The sequence below is a fragment of the Streptomyces sp. NPDC058371 genome (assembly GCF_042723265.1).
In the GTDB taxonomy this organism is placed as follows: domain Bacteria; phylum Actinomycetota; class Actinomycetes; order Streptomycetales; family Streptomycetaceae; genus Streptomyces.
In genome coordinates this window covers 329,267-345,980 of sequence record NZ_JBHXJC010000003.1, presented here as the reverse complement: position 1 = coordinate 345,980, position 16,714 = coordinate 329,267, and the positions used below count along the sequence as shown (strand labels likewise).

General features: G+C 72.1%; 13 protein-coding genes and 1 pseudogene. 12 read left to right on the top strand and 2 right to left on the bottom strand.

Going from position 1 to position 16,714, the window contains the following annotated elements:
- Window positions 1-52 precede the first annotated feature (52 nt).
- From ACFWM2_RS13145 to ilvC, 9 genes and pseudogenes are all read left to right on the top strand, one after another.
- Window positions 53-970 (top strand): kinase, encoded by a 918-nt coding sequence (locus tag ACFWM2_RS13145; RefSeq protein WP_383277425.1) that lies wholly within the window; start codon window positions 53-55, stop codon window positions 968-970.
- Between the two features lies 1 nt (window position 971).
- Window positions 972-2,018 carry a PLP-dependent cysteine synthase family protein gene (locus ACFWM2_RS13140; RefSeq protein WP_383277422.1) on the top strand — a complete coding sequence of 349 codons (1,047 nt, stop codon included), beginning with the start codon at window positions 972-974 and terminating at the stop codon, window positions 2,016-2,018.
- A gap of 55 nt (window positions 2,019-2,073) precedes the next feature.
- Window positions 2,074-3,336, top strand: coding sequence for an ATP-grasp domain-containing protein (locus ACFWM2_RS13135; protein ID WP_383277419.1), 1,263 nt, complete (start codon window positions 2,074-2,076; stop codon window positions 3,334-3,336).
- Window positions 3,333-4,784 (top strand): argininosuccinate lyase, encoded by a 1,452-nt coding sequence (argH, locus tag ACFWM2_RS13130; RefSeq protein WP_383277416.1) that lies wholly within the window; start codon window positions 3,333-3,335, stop codon window positions 4,782-4,784. Before ACFWM2_RS13135 ends, argH begins: the two co-directional genes overlap by 4 nt.
- The gene (locus ACFWM2_RS13125; protein ID WP_383277413.1) at window positions 4,781-6,106 is read left to right on the top strand and encodes an MFS transporter; all 1,326 of its coding nucleotides are present in this window, start codon (window positions 4,781-4,783) and stop codon (window positions 6,104-6,106) included. Before argH ends, ACFWM2_RS13125 begins: the two co-directional genes overlap by 4 nt.
- A gap of 43 nt (window positions 6,107-6,149) precedes the next feature.
- Window positions 6,150-6,998: a 4'-phosphopantetheinyl transferase family protein gene (locus ACFWM2_RS13120; protein ID WP_383277410.1), complete on the top strand. Its 849-nt coding sequence runs from the start codon at window positions 6,150-6,152 to the stop codon at window positions 6,996-6,998.
- 135 nt (window positions 6,999-7,133) lie between these two features.
- Complete coding sequence (locus ACFWM2_RS13115; protein WP_383277407.1) at window positions 7,134-9,020, top strand: acetolactate synthase large subunit; 1,887 nt, start codon at window positions 7,134-7,136, stop codon at window positions 9,018-9,020.
- Window positions 9,021-9,034: 14 nt separating this feature from the next.
- A pseudogene (ilvN, locus tag ACFWM2_RS13110) lies at window positions 9,035-9,541 on the top strand (acetolactate synthase small subunit); the annotation flags it as partial.
- 158 nt (window positions 9,542-9,699) lie between these two features.
- Window positions 9,700-10,701 (top strand): ketol-acid reductoisomerase, encoded by a 1,002-nt coding sequence (gene ilvC, locus ACFWM2_RS13105; protein WP_383277404.1) that lies wholly within the window; start codon window positions 9,700-9,702, stop codon window positions 10,699-10,701.
- Here the strand turns inward: ilvC and ACFWM2_RS13100 are convergent.
- Entirely contained in the window at window positions 10,673-11,908 is a 1,236-nt protein-coding gene (locus tag ACFWM2_RS13100; protein ID WP_383277401.1) for an MFS transporter, read from the bottom strand. The genes ilvC and ACFWM2_RS13100 overlap by 29 nt on opposite strands.
- Before the next feature lie 90 nt (window positions 11,909-11,998).
- Here ACFWM2_RS13100 and ACFWM2_RS13095 point away from each other — a divergent pair, with 90 nt between their 5' ends.
- The 3 genes from ACFWM2_RS13095 to ACFWM2_RS13085 all read left to right on the top strand — a co-directional run bounded on the left by ACFWM2_RS13095 (window position 11,999) and on the right by ACFWM2_RS13085 (window position 14,465).
- Entirely contained in the window at window positions 11,999-12,985 is a 987-nt protein-coding gene (locus tag ACFWM2_RS13095) for an ArsR family transcriptional regulator (protein WP_383277398.1), read from the top strand.
- Window positions 12,986-12,994: 9 nt separating this feature from the next.
- Complete coding sequence (locus tag ACFWM2_RS13090; protein WP_383277395.1) at window positions 12,995-13,522, top strand: glutathione peroxidase; 528 nt, start codon at window positions 12,995-12,997, stop codon at window positions 13,520-13,522.
- Window positions 13,523-13,616: 94 nt separating this feature from the next.
- Complete coding sequence (locus tag ACFWM2_RS13085) at window positions 13,617-14,465, top strand: MerR family transcriptional regulator (RefSeq protein WP_383277392.1); 849 nt, start codon at window positions 13,617-13,619, stop codon at window positions 14,463-14,465.
- Window positions 14,466-14,626: 161 nt separating this feature from the next.
- Here the strand turns inward: ACFWM2_RS13085 and ACFWM2_RS13080 are convergent, their stop codons facing one another.
- Complete coding sequence (locus tag ACFWM2_RS13080; protein ID WP_383277389.1) at window positions 14,627-16,462, bottom strand: MFS transporter; 1,836 nt, start codon at window positions 16,460-16,462, stop codon at window positions 14,627-14,629.
- Window positions 16,463-16,714 lie beyond the last annotated feature (252 nt).

The following is a 16,714-nucleotide window of genomic DNA, read 5'->3' as shown; positions in this document are numbered from 1 at the left end:
GCGTGAAGTGGTCCGCAGGTCACGGCGTCACCGGCAACAGAAGGTCAAGGACATGGTGGATCATTCCGACTGGCGTGTCGGGGTTGCTTCGGCCCCCGTCCATCACGGCGAGATTCTGCAAGGTGTCTTCACCCGTGGCGGAGAGCTCACCCGGGGCCTCGTCACGCTTCCCTGCACCATCCACACGACCCAGGCCGCCTTCACTCCCGCCCCCGGTCCGGAGATCACCGTCTCGCCCGCCTGGAAGGGCAAGGCCAGACGCGCGGCGCAGCTCGCCGTCCGGGCCGTGACCCCACCGGACGCCGGGCCGGTGGGCGGCCATCTCGAACTGTCCGGGAACGTACCGCTGTGCCGGGGTTTCGGCTCGTCGACGAGTGACGTGCTGGCCGCGATCTGGGCCGTGAAGGACGCGTTCGCCAGTCCGCTGCCGCCGCAGGAGGTGGCCCGGCTCGCGGTGCGTGCGGAGACCGCCTCCGACTCCCTGATGTTCGAGGAGTCCACCGTGCTGTTCGCGCAGCGCGAGGGCACGGTGATCGAGGACTTCGGCTATCCGATGCCCTCGCTGCGGGTGCTGGGCTTCGGCTCCCGGCCGGAGGGCGGCGGACGGGGCGTGGACACCCTCGCGTTCACGCCGGCCAGTTACGACCAGGAGGAGATCGGCCTCTTCACCCGGCTGCGGGCCATGCTCCGGGAGGCCATCCAGATGAAGGACGTCGCCCTGCTGGCCTCGGTCGCCACGGCGAGCACGGACATCAACCAGCGTCATCTGCCGATACCCGGGCTCGACCGGATCCGGGCCATCGCCCGGGACTCCGGCGCGCTGGGTGTGCAGGCAGCGCACAGCGGAGACATCGCCGGCCTTCTCTTCGACCGGGACGACCCGGACGTGGAGCACCGCACCGGGCTGGCGCAGCGCCTCCTGCACGACATCGGTATCGACGAGCAGTGGAACTACACAACGGGTGACTGACATGACGACGACTCTGCCGAAGGCTCACTCCTCGATCGTGGAGGCCACCGAGCTGCCACGGATCATCAAGGTGAGCGACAACCTCTACGCGGCGGCCTTCAGCCTGATGAAGCTGCTGCCCGCCCGCCACATCATCGACCGTGCCGAGGCCGCCGGGCTGCTCTCCCCCGGCACCCCGGTCATCGAGACCTCCTCCGGAACGTTCGCGCTGGGACTGGCCATGGTGTGCCGGCTGCGCGGCTATCCGCTGACCATCGTCGGCGACTCCGCCATCGACCGGGATCTGCGCACCCGCCTCGAAATGCTCGGCACGACGGTGGAGATCGTCGAGCACACCGGCCAGCCCGGCGGCATCCAGGGCGCCCGGCTGGCCCGGGTGGAGGAGCTGCGCCGCCTCCAGCCGGACAGCTTCGTCCCCGGCCAGTACGACAACCCCGACAACCCGGGCGCGTACGGCATCGTCGCCGATCTGGTCGGTGACACCGTCGGCGCCGTCGACTGCCTGGTGGGCCCGGTGGGTTCGGGCGGTTCCACCGGCGGCCTCGCCGCGTCGCTGCGGCCCGGCAACCCGGCCCTGCACCTGGTCGGCGTGGACACCCACGGCAGCATCATCTTCGGCACCCCGGACGGGCCGCGCACCCTGCGCGGACTGGGCAGCAGCATCCACCCGGGCAACGTCAGGCACGCGGCGTACGACGAGGTCCACTGGGTGACGGCCGCCGAGGCGTTCCACGCGACACACGAGCTCTACCGCGCGCACGGCCTGTTCATGGGGCCGACGAGCGGGGCCTCGTTCCAGGTCGCGTCCTGGTGGGCGCAGCAGAACCCGCAGAGCACCGTGCTGATGGTGCTGCCCGACGAGGGCTACCGCTACCAGTCCACGGTCTACAACGACTCCTGGCTGACCGCCCAGGGCATCGTCCCGGCGCCCGCCCCGAGCGGCCCGGTCACCGTCGAACACCCGCTGGACGCGACCGCCGCCTGGTCACGGCTGCTGTGGGCCCGCCGCGGTTTCGACGACGTGGTGATGCCGGAGGTCGACTCATGAGCGGGCGGCGCGGGATCCCGGCGAAGCGGCACACGGTGCCACCGGAGGCCGGCTCATGAGCGGGCGACTGCTGCTTCTGATCGAGAGCAACACCACGGGTACGGGGCGGCTGTTCGCGCGACGCGCGGCCCAGCGCGGAGTGGAGCCGGTCCTGCTGTGCGCGGACCCGGACCGCTATCCGTACGCCGCCGAGGACGGGCTGCGGACCGTCACCGTCGACACCGCCGACGAGGCCGCGCTGAGGACGGAGGTCTCCGCACTGGCCCGGCAGGCACCGGTCGCGGGCGTGCTCACCAGCTCCGAGTACTACGTACCCACCGCGGCCGCGCTGGCCGGGCGGCTGGGTCTGCCGGGGCCGGACGCGGACGCCGTACGGGCCTGTCGTGACAAGGCGGAGCAGCGGCGGCGGCTGGCCCGGGCGGGCGTAGGCGTACCGGACTTCGCGGTCGTCGACGAGGTCGCCGGCGCCGTGATCGCCGCGCAGGGGTTCGGGGTGCCGGTGGTGGTGAAGCCGGTGCAGGGCTCCGGGAGCCTCGGCGTGCGGCTGTGCTCGGACCTCGACGAGGTGGCCGAGCACGCCCGGACGCTGCTGGCCGCCACGGTCAACGAGCGGGGCGTCGCCGCGCCGCGCCGGATCCTGGTCGAGGAGTACCTGAGCGGACCGGAGTTCTCCGTCGAGGTGTTCGGCACGGAGGCGGTGGCGACGGTCGCCAAGCACGTCGGCCCGCTCCCCGTGTTCGTGGAGGTCGGCCACGACGTGCCGGCCGCGCTGCCCGCCGAGCGGGAACGCGCGCTGCGGGAGACCGCCGTGGGCGCCGTGCGGGCGCTCGGGCTCGGCTGGGGCGCCGCCCATGTGGAGCTGCGTCTGGAGGAGTCGGGTGCCAAGGTCATCGAGGTCAATCCGCGGCTGGCCGGCGGCATGATCCCCGAACTGGTGCGCAGGGCCTGCGGTATCGATCTGGTCCTCGCCCAGGTGCGGTCCGCGCTCGGCGAGACGCCCGAGCTGGAGCGCGGGGTCTACGCCCGTGCCTCGATCCGCTTCCTGACCACCGGCCACGACGGCATCCTCGCCCCCGCCGAGACGCTGGACCGGGTCGTGACCCGGGCCCACGCGGTGCCGGGTGTGGTGGACGCCGTCCTGTACCGCCTGCCGGGCGAACCCGTGGGGCCCGCCGAGGACTTCCGGGGCCGTATCGGCCATGTCATCGCCGTCGCGGACCGTCCGGCCGCGGCCACCGAGGCCGCCGACCGGGGTGCCGCCCTGCTCGCCGGGGCGGTCTCCGCCACCCAGCTGACCGCGACGGAGGCCCTCGCATGACCACCGCACCCGTACGGGGCGTCGACACCGGTCGGCTCAAGGCCGCCCTCGACACCGAGGCGCATCGCATCGTCTACGACCAGTACCTGCCGGACGGTGCGGCGGACGGGCTCGGCGGCGAGCTGCGGTGCATCAGCGAGGTGGACCGCGCACATCTGGTGATGCTGGTGGAACACGGGATCGTGGACGCCGGCCGGGCCGGTCAACTGCTCGCGGCCATAGACGAGTTGCGCGGACTGGACTTCGCTCCGGTGCGCGACAGGCCGATGCCGCGCGGGGTGTATCTGGCGTACGAGGGCCATCTCATCGAGCGGTTGGGCGACGAGACCGGCGGCATCCTGCACACCGGACGTTCCCGCAACGACCTCAACGCCACCACCACCCGGCTGAAGGTCCGCACCCCCTACCTGGCGCTGCTCGACGCCGTGGACACCCTCGCGGGCGTGCTGCTGGCGAAGGCCGAGGAGTACGCGGACGTCACGATGCCCGCGTACACCCACGGGCAGCCCGCCGTGCCGATCACCTACGGGCACTATCTGGCGGGTGCCGCCGGCGCGGTGCTGCGCGCGTACGGCCAACTCCTTGACGCGGGGCGGCAGATCGACGTCAACCCACTCGGCGCGGGCGCGATCGGCGGCACCTCCGTGCCCATCGACCCGGCCCGCACCGCGGAACTCCTCGGCTTCACCACGGCCGCCCCCAACTCGGTGGACGCCGTGGCCTCCCGGGACTTCGTGCTGCACCTGCTGTCCGCGTCGGCCGTCCTCGGTGTCGCCCTGGCCCGGGTCGCCCGCGACCTGAGCACCTGGACGTCGGAGGAGTTCGGTCTGCTGCGCGTCGGCGACACCCTCGTGGGCTCCAGCTCGATGATGCCGCAGAAGCGCAACCCGTTCCTGCTGGAGCACATCCAGGGCAGGTCCACCGCGAGCCTGGGCGCCTTCATGAGCGCGGCGTCCGCGATGACCACCGGCGGCTACACCAACGCCATCGCCGTGGGCACCGAGGCCGTACGTCATCTGTGGCCGGGACTGAGCGGCACGACGGACGCGGTCACGCTGCTGCGCCTGGTGGTGGCGGGCACCGAACCGGAGCGGGAGCGGATGACCGAGCGGGCCGTGGACGGCTTCACCTCGGCGACCTATCTGGCGGAGCGCCTGGTCCTGGACGGCGTGCCGTTCCGGGCTGCGCACCACCGGGTCGGCGAGACCGTGCTGGCCGCCCTGGACACCGGCCGCCCCCTCGCGGCCACGGCCGGCCTCGCGGGCGACCTCGCCCCGGACCGGGTCGCCGCGTCCTGCGCCCACGGCGGCGGCCCCGGCACCGACGGGCTGCCACCCCTGCAGACTCAACTCGACGTATTCCGTGCTGAGTTGACCGCCCGCCGCAACCGCTGGTCGGGCGCCGAGTCGCTTCTCACCGAAGCCGTCGACAAGGCGGTACGCGCATGACGGCACCGACCGTCCACAAACCCCCGGACGCCCGGGAGAAACCGAAACGCGGCGGCCTGCTGCACCAGCGCGACTTCCGGCTGCTGTGGCTCGGCGAGACCACCAACCGCGTCGGCATCAACATCACCACGGTCGCCATGCCCCTGGTCGCGCTGGTCACGCTGGACGCCGGCACCTTCGCCGTGAGTGTGCTGGCCGCCGCGCCCTGGATCCCCTGGCTGCTGATCGGGCTGCCGGCCGGCGCCTGGGTGGACCGCATGCGCCGCCGACCGCTCATGCTGGCCTGCAACATCGGCTCGCTGCTGCTGCTCGCCAGCGTCCCGGTCGCCGCCTGGCTCGGCGTCCTCACCATGACCCAGATGCTGACGGTGGCGCTGCTCAACGGCCTGGCGGCGGTGTTCTTCGGCATCTCCTACAAGGTCTACGTGCCGTCCATCGTGGAGCGCGAGCACCTCCAGGAGGCCAACGCCAAGCTGCAGGGCAGCGAGTCGGTGGCACAGGTCGCGGGCCTGGGCGGCGGGGGTCTCCTCGCCGGTGCGTTCGGTGCCGCCTCCGGACTGCTGGTCAACGCGCTGACGTTCCTCTTCTCGGCACTGTGTCTGTCCGGCATCCGTGCCGAGGAACCCCGCCCCGAGAAGCCGGAGGAGCGCACCCCGCTCCGCCAGGACATCAGGGAGGGCCTCCAGTACACGCTGAAGGACCCCTACCTGCGGGTGCTGACGGGTTACGGAACCGTCACCAACCTGCTCCTGACGGCCTATCAGGCCATCCTGCCGGTCTTCATGATCCGGCAGCTGATGGTGACGGAGGGCGCGGTCGGCTGGCTGCTGGCCTCCAGCAGCGTCGGCGGCCTGCTCGGCGCCACCTGCGCGAAACGGCTGGCCGACCGGTACGGAACCGCGCACGGACTGCTGCTCGCGACCATGGCGACCGCTCCCTTCGGACTGCTCATCCCGTTGGCCGGGCAGGGCTGGATGCTGGCGTCGCTGGCGGCCGGCAGCGCGCTCCTCGCACTGGGCGTGGTGCTCGCCAACGTGATCCAGGGCGCGTTCCGTCAGCGGTACTGCCCGCCGCAGCTGCTCGGCCGCGTCACCGCCAGCGTCTCGGTCGCCAACTTCGGTGCCATTCCCTTTGGTTCGCTGCTCGGCGGCGCGCTCGGCACGGCACTCGGCCTGCGGCCGACGCTGTGGCTGCTCACCGCCGGACTCGCGGTCACCCCCCTGATTCTCCTGATCGGGCCGATGCGCGGCAGGCGCGACCTGCCTGCCGCACCCGACCCGTCGGGCGGACGCGATCTGCCCGCCGAGCCTCGCGCCTCATGAGGCCCGGCGTGCCGGTCACCTGAGTACGAACAGGAGAGACCCCGTGGAAGAAACCCTGCCGTGGGTCGTTCGTGAGCTGCCACCCCCTGGCTCACTGGACCTCTGGCTCCTGAGGGTCTCGGATGTCCCCGCCGGCATCCTGGACGAGGCGGTGCTCGACGCGACCGAGCGTCAGCGCGCCGCCGCCCTCATGCACGCGGCCGACCGAACCCGGTTCACGGCCGCGCATGTCGCACTGCGACGTCTGCTCGGGACGTACCTGAGTCTGCGCCCCGAGGAGATCAACTTCGGCCGGGACACCTGTCCCTGCTGCGGCGGACCGCACGGCCGCCCGACCGTCCTCGGCGCGGGCCGCGAGCTGTTCTTCTCGCTGTCCCACCGGGGCGACCTGGCGCTCGTCGGTACGGCGATGGCTCCCATCGGAGTCGACGTCGACCTGGTGTCGGACCAGCCGGCCACCGCCGAACTGGCCTCGATGCTGCACGTGGACGAACAGGCCGAACTGGCCGCGCTGGCACCGGAGTTGCGTCCGCGCGCGCTGGCCAGGCTGTGGACCCGCAAGGAGGCCTACCTCAAGGGCCTCGGCACGGGTCTGGGCCGCGACCCCGCGCTCGACTACGTCGGCTCGGGGCGCCCGCAGGGTCCGTATCCGCCGTCCGGCTGGACCCTGCTGGACGTTCCGGTGGACCGGGGCTACGCGGCGGCGGTGGCGGTGCGCGGCGAACTGGACGTCACCGTTCCCACCGTCAGCCGGCTCTCCGGGCCGGACGTCGTGGGGCACACCCCCCGGCTCCTCGGCCGGGACGCCGTACCGCACGCGTCCTGGCTCTCCGACCGGGACCTCGCAGGGCACACGTTCGAGGCCCTGCAGACAGAGAGGACACCGCCCTGATCCCGGCCCGGGCCGGCCGGGTGCGCCTCCTCGGTGGTCGCCCGGCCGTGCGCACGCACCACTCGGCCGCCGCTGCGCGGCCACCGATCACGAGGACGTTTCCACCACCACCCCTACGGACCTTTGGAACTGACGATGTCAAACGCTGTGCAGCAGGCCCCCGCGGCCCGCCTCCCGCAGGTGCGGGACCGCACCACCGAGCGCCCCGCCGCCCCCGCCGAGCCCGTCACCGGTGCCCAGTCCCTCGTCCGCTCACTCGAAGAGGTCGGCGCGGACACCGTGTTCGGCATTCCCGGCGGGTGCATCCTGCCGGCGTACGACCCGCTGATGGACTCCGAGCGGGTACGTCACGTGCTCGTCCGGCACGAGCAGGGCGCGGGTCACGCGGCCACCGGCTACGCGCAGGCCACCGGGAAGGTCGGCGTCTGCATCGCGACGTCCGGCCCCGGCGCCACCAACCTGGTCACGCCGATCGCCGACGCGCACATGGACTCCGTGCCGCTGGTGGCGATCACCGGCCAGGTGCCCTCCAAGTCGATCGGCACGGACGCCTTCCAGGAGGCGGACATCGTCGGCATCACGATGCCGATCACCAAGCACAACTTCCTGGTCACAAGGGCGGAGGACATCCCGAGGACGATCGCGGAGGCTTTCCACATCGCCTCCACCGGCCGCCCCGGCCCGGTCCTGGTCGACATCACCAAGGACGCCCTCCAGGCCCGGACCACCTTCAGCTGGCCGCCCCGCGCGGACCTGCCCGGCTACCGCCCGGTGACCCGGCCGCACCCCCGCCGGACCCGAGAGGCGGCCCGGCTCCTGAACGAGGCCGAACGCCCCGTCCTGTACGTCGGCGGCGGCGTCCTCAAGGCCAGGGCCACCGCCGAACTGCGGACCCTCGCCGAGCTGACCGGCGCTCCGGTCGTCACCACCCTGATGGCACTCGGCGCGTTCCCGGGCAGTCACCCGCAGCACGTGGGGATGCCGGGCATGCACGGTGACGTCTCCGCGGTCGCCGCGCTGCAGAAGGCCGACCTGATCGTCGCCCTCGGCGCCCGCTTCGACGACCGCGTCACCGGCAGGCTGGACAGCTTCGCGCCGTACGCCAAGATCGTCCACGCCGACATCGACCCGGCCGAGATCGGCAAGAACCGCCCCGTCGACGTACCGATCGTCGGGGACGCCCGCGAGGTCCTCACCGCGCTGGCCGCCGCGGTGCGCGCCGAGCACGAGGAGGGCCGCCGGGGCGACTACACCGCCTGGTGGCGCGACCTCGACCGCTGGCGCACCACGTACCCCCGCGGCTACGACCTGCCCGCCGACGGCTCTCTCTCCCCGCAGCTGGTCATCGAGCGCATCGGCCAACTCGCCCCGCAGGGAACGCTGTTCGCCTCGGGCGTCGGCCAGCACCAGATGTGGGCGGCGCAGTTCCTGCCGCACGAGGAGCCCGGCACCTGGTTCAACTCCGGCGGCGCCGGGACGATGGGCTACGCGGTGCCGGCCGCGATGGGCGCCAGGGCCGGCCGCCCCGACCGCACGGTGTGGGCGATCGACGGCGACGGCTGCTTCCAGATGACCAATCAGGAGCTCACCACCTGCGCCCTGAACAACATCCCGATCAAGGTCGCTGTCATCAACAACGGCGCCCTGGGCATGGTCCGCCAGTGGCAGAACCTGTTCTACGGCGCCCGCTTCTCCAACACCGTGCTGCACGACGGCGCGACCAACGCCGAGACCGGTTCGACGCGGGGCCTCGGCTCCGCCACCAACCGCGGCACCCGTGTCCCGGACTTCGTCCTGCTCTCCGAGGCGATGGGCTGTGTGGGCCTGCGCTGCGAGAGCCCCGGCGAGCTGGACGCGGTCATCGACAAGGCCAACTCGGTCAACGACCGCCCTGTCGTGGTGGACTTCATCGTCCACGAGGACGCGATGGTGTGGCCGATGGTCCCTGCCGGCACCTCCAACGACGACATCCTGGCCGCCCGCGACGTCCGCCCCGACTTCGGCGACGCCGCGGACGACTGAGAGGACCTCCTGACATGTCCCAGCACACACTCTCCGTCCTGGCCGAGAACACCCCCGGCATCCTCGCCCGGATCGCCGCCCTGTTCTCGCGCCGCGGCTTCAACATCGACTCGCTGGCGGTCGGCACCACCGAGCACCCCGACCTCTCCCGCGTCACCATCGTGGTCCGGGTCGACGACCAGCTGACCCTGGAGCAGGTGACCAAGCAGCTCAACAAGCTCGTCAACGTCCTGAAGGTCGTCGAGCTGGAGGCGGACTCCGCGGTCCAGCGCGAGCTGGTCCTGGTGAAGGTCCGGGCCGGCAACGAGACGCGCTCCCAGATCGTCGGGATCGCCGAGCTGTTCCGCGCGAAGACGGTCGACGTCTCCCCGGATGCCGTCACCCTGGAGGCCACCGGCGCCGCCGACAAGCTCGACGCGATGCTCCGGATGCTGGCGCCCTTCGGCATCAAGGAACTCGTCCAGTCCGGTGCCATCGCCATCGGCCGCGGCTCCCGCTCCCTCGCCGAACGCGGCGTACGGGACACCCGCCCGTTCCGTCTGACGCCCGCCGCCACGACGACGTCCGCCTCCACCGCCCCCGCTTCCGCTTCCGCTTCCGCTTCCGCTTCCGCGCAGAGCGCCTAGCGTGCCGGCTCACTTCCTTACCCAACCCTCAAGAACCACAAGGAGAAACCCTCATGCCCGCCGAGCTGTTCTACGACGACGATGCCGACCTGTCCATCATCCAGGGCCGCAAGGTCGCGGTCATCGGCTACGGCAGCCAGGGCCACGCCCACGCGCTGTCGCTGCGTGACTCCGGCGTCGACGTCCGCGTCGGTCTGCACGAGGGCTCCAAGTCCAAGGCGAAGGCCGAGGAGCAGGGCCTGCGCGTGGTGAGCCCGGCCGAGGCCGCCGCGGAGGCGGACGTCATCATGATCCTGGTGCCGGACCCGATCCAGGCCCAGGTCTACGAGGAGTCCATCAAGGACAACCTCAAGGAGGGCGACGCGCTGTTCTTCGGCCACGGCCTGAACATCCGCTTCGACTTCATCAAGCCGCCGGCCGGTATCGACGTCTGCATGGTCGCCCCCAAGGGCCCCGGTCACCTGGTGCGCCGCCAGTACGAGGAGGGCCGCGGCGTGCCGTGCATCGCGGCCGTCGAGCAGGACGCCACCGGCAAGGCGTTCCCGCTGACCCTGTCGTATGCGAAGGGCATCGGCGGCACCCGTGCCGGTGTCATCAAGACGACGTTCAACGAGGAGACCGAGACCGACCTGTTCGGTGAGCAGGCCGTGCTGTGCGGTGGTACCGCGGCGCTGGTCAAGGCGGGCTTCGAGACGCTGACCGAGGCCGGTTACCAGCCGGAGATCGCGTACTTCGAGTGCCTCCACGAGCTGAAGCTCATCGTGGACCTGATGTACGAGGGCGGCCTGGAGAAGATGCGCTGGTCGGTGTCGGAGACCGCGGAGTGGGGCGACTACGTCACCGGCCCGCGGATCATCACGGACGCCACGAAGGCCGAGATGAAGAAGGTCCTCGCCGAGATCCAGGACGGCACCTTCGCCCGTGAGTGGATGGCCGAGTACCACGGCGGTCTGAAGAAGTACAACGAGTACAAGACCCAGGACGAGCAGTCCCTCCTGGAGACCACCGGCAAGGAGCTCCGCAAGCTCATGTCGTGGGTCGACGACGAGGCGTGACTCCCTCGGCCCGGTCGTGCCGGCGGGAGACCCCTTCCCCACGACCGGGCCGGAGCCGCGACGTGCGCACTCCGAGCGCCACCGTCACCGCGAGCGACGCGACGGCCATCACGGTCATCGCCGTACCGGGAGACGTCAGTTGGGCCATCGAGCCGGCCAGCGCCGCGCTCACGCCCTGCATCGTGAGCATGCCCGAGGAGTGCAACCCGAGGGCGTGGCCGCTGAGTTCGTCGGGTGTCAGGGCCATCAGACGCTCCTGCTGGATCAGACTGGCGCCGAAGCCGACGGAGGCGAGCGCGACGACCGCCACCGCCACGGCCACTCCCGGACGCAGCACGAAGACCAGGTACGGGCCGGCCAGGAGGAGCAGGAACGGGATGCCGAGGCGCGGCCGGACCTGCGGCGGCAGGAAGCGGCCGGTCGTCACGTCCCCGGCGAACATGCCGAACGCGGCGGCGGCGAACAGCCAGCCCGCACGGTCCGGCGCGTAGGAGACGAAGAGGGACTCGCAGCCGACGACCAGGCCGTTCGGGATCCACAGGAGCACATACGTGGTGCGCCGGGGCGCGGACGACCACAGCAGGGCGTTCGTGCGCCAGGTCCGCGCGATCGACGGGCGGCCCACGGCCCGTGGCGCCCGGGGGGCGAGCCCGAGCCGGATGCCGGCCGCCGCCGCCAGATACAGCGCCGCCGCCACGAGCAGCGTGACCCGCGGGGAGAGCAGGGCCACCAGCAGTCCGCCCGTCGCGTACCCCAGGATCTGCATCAGCCCGGACATCATGTTGAAGACCGAACGGCCCAGCAGATAGCCGTCCTTGGACAGGATCTCGGTCAGCAGGCCCCAGCGGACCCCGCTGCCCAGCGAGGCGGTCAGACCGAGGACCAGGATGACGGCGAACATCGCCGGGACCGGCAGTCCGGGGGTCGCCAGGACCGCCGTACCGACCGCGAACACGGACGCGATCCCCGCCATCGTCGCGCGCGGCGGCAACCGGTCCGCGGCGGACAACAGCGTTGCCGCGCCCACGACTTGGACCAGCGAGGAACCGAACATGCTCAGCGCGGACAGCAGCGGCGAGTCGGTCGCCCGGTACACGAGCGTGCCCAGGGCCAGACCGCTCACCGTCGAGGCGGCGATCTGCAGCGAGGAGGACAGGAAGAGGGGCGTGAATTCCCGGGTGCGGAAGAGGTCCGAGTAGCTGCGCATGGCCGGAGTCTCGGGCGGCCCGTACGCCGGCCGTTATTGTTTCGCGCCAGGGCGAAACCATCGGGGGGAGCCGGGGGGGGAGAAGCGCGGATGGGCTGGTGGCAGATCAACGCCGACACCCTCGCGGGCAGCAGGTTCGTGCTGTCGCCGCTGGCGGAGACCTTCGCCTGTCTGAAACTGCTGCACGCGGGCGTGGCCGCGCACCCCGGTGAGCGCGCCTGGCTCGACGCCCGGCTGCCCGCGTACCGCAGCCGGCTGGCCGACGACCCCGTCACCGCGCTGCTCGTCCGGGCCGGACTCGGGCGGGAGTGGATCGCCGACTTCCTGACCCCCGCCCCCAGAGGCGAGAGCTTCGAGGAGGAGGTCGCCCGGGTGCGGGAGGCCTCGCCCGTCGAGGCGCGCGCCCACCTCACCGTCTCACTGCGCGGCCCGCTCCCGGCCGCCCTGGACCGCGACGACCTGCCACGGCGCGCCGCCGACCTGCTCACCCACGTCTGGACCGATGCCGTGCGCCCGGACTGGGAGCGGCGTCGGCGCATCCTCGAAGCCGACGTCGTCTCCCGTACGGCGCAGCTCAGCCAGGGCGGCTGGGCCGCCGCCCTGGACACCCTGCGGCCCGGGACGCGCTGGCTCGGGGACAACCGGCTGCAGGTGAACCTCCACGAGTACCCGCCGCGGGAGATCTCCGGCGCCCAGCTCTTCTTCGTGCCCATCACTCCCCAGCGGCACGGCTGGGTGTCGTGGGAGTCATGGCAGGAGCCGCACCGTTACGCCCTCGTGTACCCGTGCTCGGGCCCGCTCGCGGGGACCGGGCCGCGGGGTCCGGAGTCCGTGCCGGAGAGCCTGGGCGCACTGCTCGGACCCGCCCGCGCCGGCGTCCTCGTCCTGCTCGACTCCCCCATGAGCACGACCCAGCTGGTCGCCGTGACCCGGCAGGGCCTCGGCTCGGTCGGCCGCCACCTCAAGGTGCTGCTGGACGCCGGACTGGTACGGCGCCGGCGGGCGGGCCGGTCGGTGCTCTACTACCGCACGCCGGCAGGAGAGGTGCTCGTCCACGCCCCGTCGGGGCACGGTTAGCATCCCCGTATGACCACACATGACACTTCCGCCGGGTCCGACCGGTCCGCCGATTCCGTTTTCGATGTCGAGATAGCCGGGCTCCAGGGCGGTTCCGCCGACCTCGGGCAGTACCGGGGCAAGGCCGTCCTCATCGTGAACGTGGCCTCCAAGTGCGGGCTGACCCCGCAGTACGCGGGCCTGGAGCGGCTGCACGAGCGCTATGCCGCGCAGGGCTTCACCGTGCTCGGCGTGCCCTGCAACCAGTTCATGGGCCAGGAGCCCGGCAGCTCCGAGGAGATCGCCGAGTTCTGCTCGGCGACGTACGGCGTGACCTTCCCGCTGACCGAGAAGGCCGAGGTGAACGGGGACGGCCGGCACCCGCTCTACAAGCTGCTGGTCGACACCGCGGACGCCGAGGGCCACACCGGCGACATCCGCTGGAACTTCGAGAAGTTCCTGATCGGCCCCGACGGGGACGTGGTGGCGCGCTTCTCGCCGCAGACGGAGCCGGAGTCGGCGGAGCTGGTGGCCGCGGTGGAGAAGGCACTTCCTTAGCCCTTCCCCCGCCCCGCCGTTGACCTTGCCCCTGGGGCAGGGGCCACCGTCCTGGTCACCGGGCGGCAGGCGCCCGGTGACGGAGGATGGGCCCGTGCCCCAGGAACTGCTCACGATCGGTGCCTTCGCCGCCCGCGCGCGGCTCTCGGCCAAGGCGCTGCGGCTGTACGACCGGCTCGGGCTGCTGGCCCCGGCCTACGTCGACGAGGTCAGCGGCTACCGCTACTACCGCGCCGACCAGGCCGAACGCGCCCGCATGGTCGCGCTGCTGCGCCGCCTCGACATGCCGCTCGCGCGCATCGCGGAGCTGGTGGAGAGCGACGAGGCCTCGGCCGCCGCCCTGCTCGACGCGTACTGGGCGGCTGCCGAGGCCCGGTTCGCCTCGCAGCGGACGCTCGCCGAGTACCTCCGTGGACGTCTGTCGGGAAGGAGCTCCGAGATGTACGGGAAGTTCGTCGTCGAGACGGTCGAGGTACCGGAGCGGGTGGTGCTGACACAGACCCGGCACACCCTCGCCGACGAGTTGCCGGCGTGGATCGGTGCCTCGCTGGAGCGGCTCGAAAAGGGGGCGGAGGTCTGCGGTGGGGTGACCGCGGCGCCCTTCGTCGTCTACCACGCCGAGGTCTCCCAGGAGAGTGACGGGCCCGCCGAGTCGTGCGTGCCCGTCGCCGACGAGGGGGCGGCGCGGGTCTGGGCCGCGGAGCAGGGGCGGGGCTGGGAGACGCGGGTGCGGGTCGAGCCCGCGCGGCGGCTGGCGTTCACCCGGATCACCAAGGCGCAGGTGGCTCACCCGCAGATCATCGCCGCGTTCGAGGCCGTCGAGGCGTGGGTCGCCGAGCGGGGGCTCGGGTACGCCGGTCCCTGCCGGGAGGTCTACTTCGCCGACTGGGACTCCGCGGGGCCGGACGATCCCGTCTGTGACGTGGCGTTTCCGGTGCGGTGAGGGAGTGCGCGGGCGGGGGCCTGCGGGGTTTTCGCCCCCCTCCGCCCCTGCCCTTCCCGTATCCGGGGGCTCCGCCCCCGGGCCCCCGTGATCGCGCTTCGCGCTCGTCCTCAAACGCCGGACGGGCTGAAACCATCTCCCCCGGCCCGGGGTGAGACGTACTACCGGAGTTCCTCCGGGCAGGCCGTGCCCCGTGGGAGTTGGTACGGGGCCGCCAGGCGGTACGTCCCCGGTTCCGGGGCCAGCAGCTCGGTCCACTTGTCGCCCGACGTGTCCTCCGCCGCCTCCATGAGGCAGCCGTGCAGGTTGTCGAACGTCTTGGGGGTGCCGGACTCCCGGTGCTTGGACTCGTCCGTCTCCTGGGGCGCCTTGACGCTCTTGCCGTCGGCGTCGACGAGACCGAGCCAGGGCGAGTACGGGATGCGGATGAGGACGCGTCCCGCCTTCTTCACCTCGATCGTCAGCTCGCCCTGCTCGGCACGGTCGACGACGGCGGGCGGATCGGCCAGCGGCGTCGGGTCGGTGACCGCGAACAGCTGCCAGTTCGCGTCCCCCCAGATCTGCTTCAGATACGGCATCCCGCGCTGGACGAGCTGCCGTTCGCGCTCGCCGCCGTCCCCGTCCGGCTCGTCCTTCGGCACCACCACGTAGTGGACGGCCCAGCGCTGGAGCCACTCGTGGTAGTTCGCCGAGTTGAGGGTGTCGTCGTAGAAGAGGGGGTTGCGCTCCATGTCCGCCTGGCGGTTCCAGCCGCGGGCGAGGTTCACGTACGGCGCGAGCGCGGAGGCCTCGCGGTGCGAGCGCGCCGGGACGACCTCGACGCGGCCCCGCTCGGCACCGACCTGCTGGAGCTGGTTGACCAGGGGCGCCAGCTCGCGGGCCCAGGACGCGGCGGGCGTCGTGTGCACGATGTCGTCGACCGACTTGAACCCGATCCAGCCGGTGAAGCCGAGGAACGCGAGCAGGATCGCGTACCACTTGCGCGAGCGCGGCACCTCGAACGGCAGCGCGGCCAGTAGGGCGACGCCCGCGAAGAGCATGGCCAGCCGGGTGATGTTGGAGCCGATCTGGGAGCTGATCAGCCAGACGAGGAGGACGGAGAGCCCGTACACCGCCGACGTGATCCGGACGGTCTTCCACTGCCGGGGGACCAGCACGAAGACGAGGGCCGCGAAGAGCAGCGGCAGCACGGTCGAACCGAAGGCCATCGGCTGGGTCCCGGAGAACGGGAACAGCCAGGCGGAGAGCGCCACGACGACCGTCGGGGCGATGCCCAGCGCCCATGCGCCGGGCCGCCGCTTCTGCAGGAACAGGGCGACCGCGACCAGTCCGACGAAGAGCCCGGCGACGGGCGAGGCGGCGGTCGCGAGCGCGGCGAGCGGGGCGGCGCACAGGGCCTTCGCCCAGCGTTTGTAGCGCCAGCGGTAGGGCCAGCAGAAGACCACGGCGGTGGCACCGAGCGCGAAGGCCATGCCGAGACCGAAGGTCACCCGGCCCGACGCGGCGTTGCACAGCAGCGCGAACACGCCCGCGAGCGCGGGCCACAGCGGCTGCCGCACGGCGCGGCTGCGGATCAGGATCATCGTCAGCAGCCCGGCCGAGATCGTCCCCGCGATCATCATCGTCGTCCGCACCCCGAGCACGGACATCAGATACGGCGACACCACGCTGTACGACACCGGGTGCATCCCGCCGTACCAGGCGAGGTTGTACGCAGAGTCGGGGTGCCGGCCCACGAACTCGGCCCAGGCGTCCTGTGCCGCGAGGTCCCCGCCACTGTTGGCGAATGTGAAGAACCAGACGATGTGCAGCACTCCGGCGAGCACGGTGACGAGCGCGACGGGGTGCCGGAGCAGCAGGGCCGCGAGGGCGCCGGAGGAGCCGTCGGAGTCAGGGGCGTCGGACGGGTCCGGACGGTCGGCGGGCAGCGGTATTCGCGGGCCGGATCCTGGGCCCGGCTGGGCGTCGTCGGCGTGTGTCGGCTCCGCTGTGGCCACTTGAAGGCACTCCCCGTGTCCCGATTTTCCGTTCTCGGCCGGGACCCTCGGCCTCGACCCGCCCCGCTCGCGACGCTAGCACGCACCCCGCCTACGGGCGCCCGGGCGGGCCTCCGTAGGCGAGGTGCGGTGCGTTCGCCGTACCTCGGTACAGCGCTCGTACGTATGTCCGGTACTGCTCGACTCATACCGGCCCCGTGCGGCCGGACAGGTCACGCGGGTGAACACCCGGGCCGGTCCGCCCGGGTGACC

Coding starts and splice junctions, on each gene's coding strand:
- ilvC (WP_383277404.1), top strand. CDS start 9,700: ATGCCCGCCGAGCTGTTCTACGACGACGATGCCGACCTGTCCATCATC.
- ACFWM2_RS13125 (WP_383277413.1), top strand. CDS start 4,781: ATGACGGCACCGACCGTCCACAAACCCCCGGACGCCCGGGAGAAACCG.
- ACFWM2_RS13135 (WP_383277419.1), top strand. CDS start 2,074: ATGAGCGGGCGACTGCTGCTTCTGATCGAGAGCAACACCACGGGTACG.
- argH (WP_383277416.1), top strand. CDS start 3,333: ATGACCACCGCACCCGTACGGGGCGTCGACACCGGTCGGCTCAAGGCC.
- ACFWM2_RS13145 (WP_383277425.1), top strand. CDS start 53: ATGGTGGATCATTCCGACTGGCGTGTCGGGGTTGCTTCGGCCCCCGTC.
- ACFWM2_RS13090 (WP_383277395.1), top strand. CDS start 12,995: ATGACCACACATGACACTTCCGCCGGGTCCGACCGGTCCGCCGATTCC.
- ACFWM2_RS13095 (WP_383277398.1), top strand. CDS start 11,999: ATGGGCTGGTGGCAGATCAACGCCGACACCCTCGCGGGCAGCAGGTTC.
- ACFWM2_RS13100 (WP_383277401.1), bottom strand. CDS start 11,908: ATGCGCAGCTACTCGGACCTCTTCCGCACCCGGGAATTCACGCCCCTC.
- ACFWM2_RS13140 (WP_383277422.1), top strand. CDS start 972: ATGACGACGACTCTGCCGAAGGCTCACTCCTCGATCGTGGAGGCCACC.
- ACFWM2_RS13115 (WP_383277407.1), top strand. CDS start 7,134: ATGTCAAACGCTGTGCAGCAGGCCCCCGCGGCCCGCCTCCCGCAGGTG.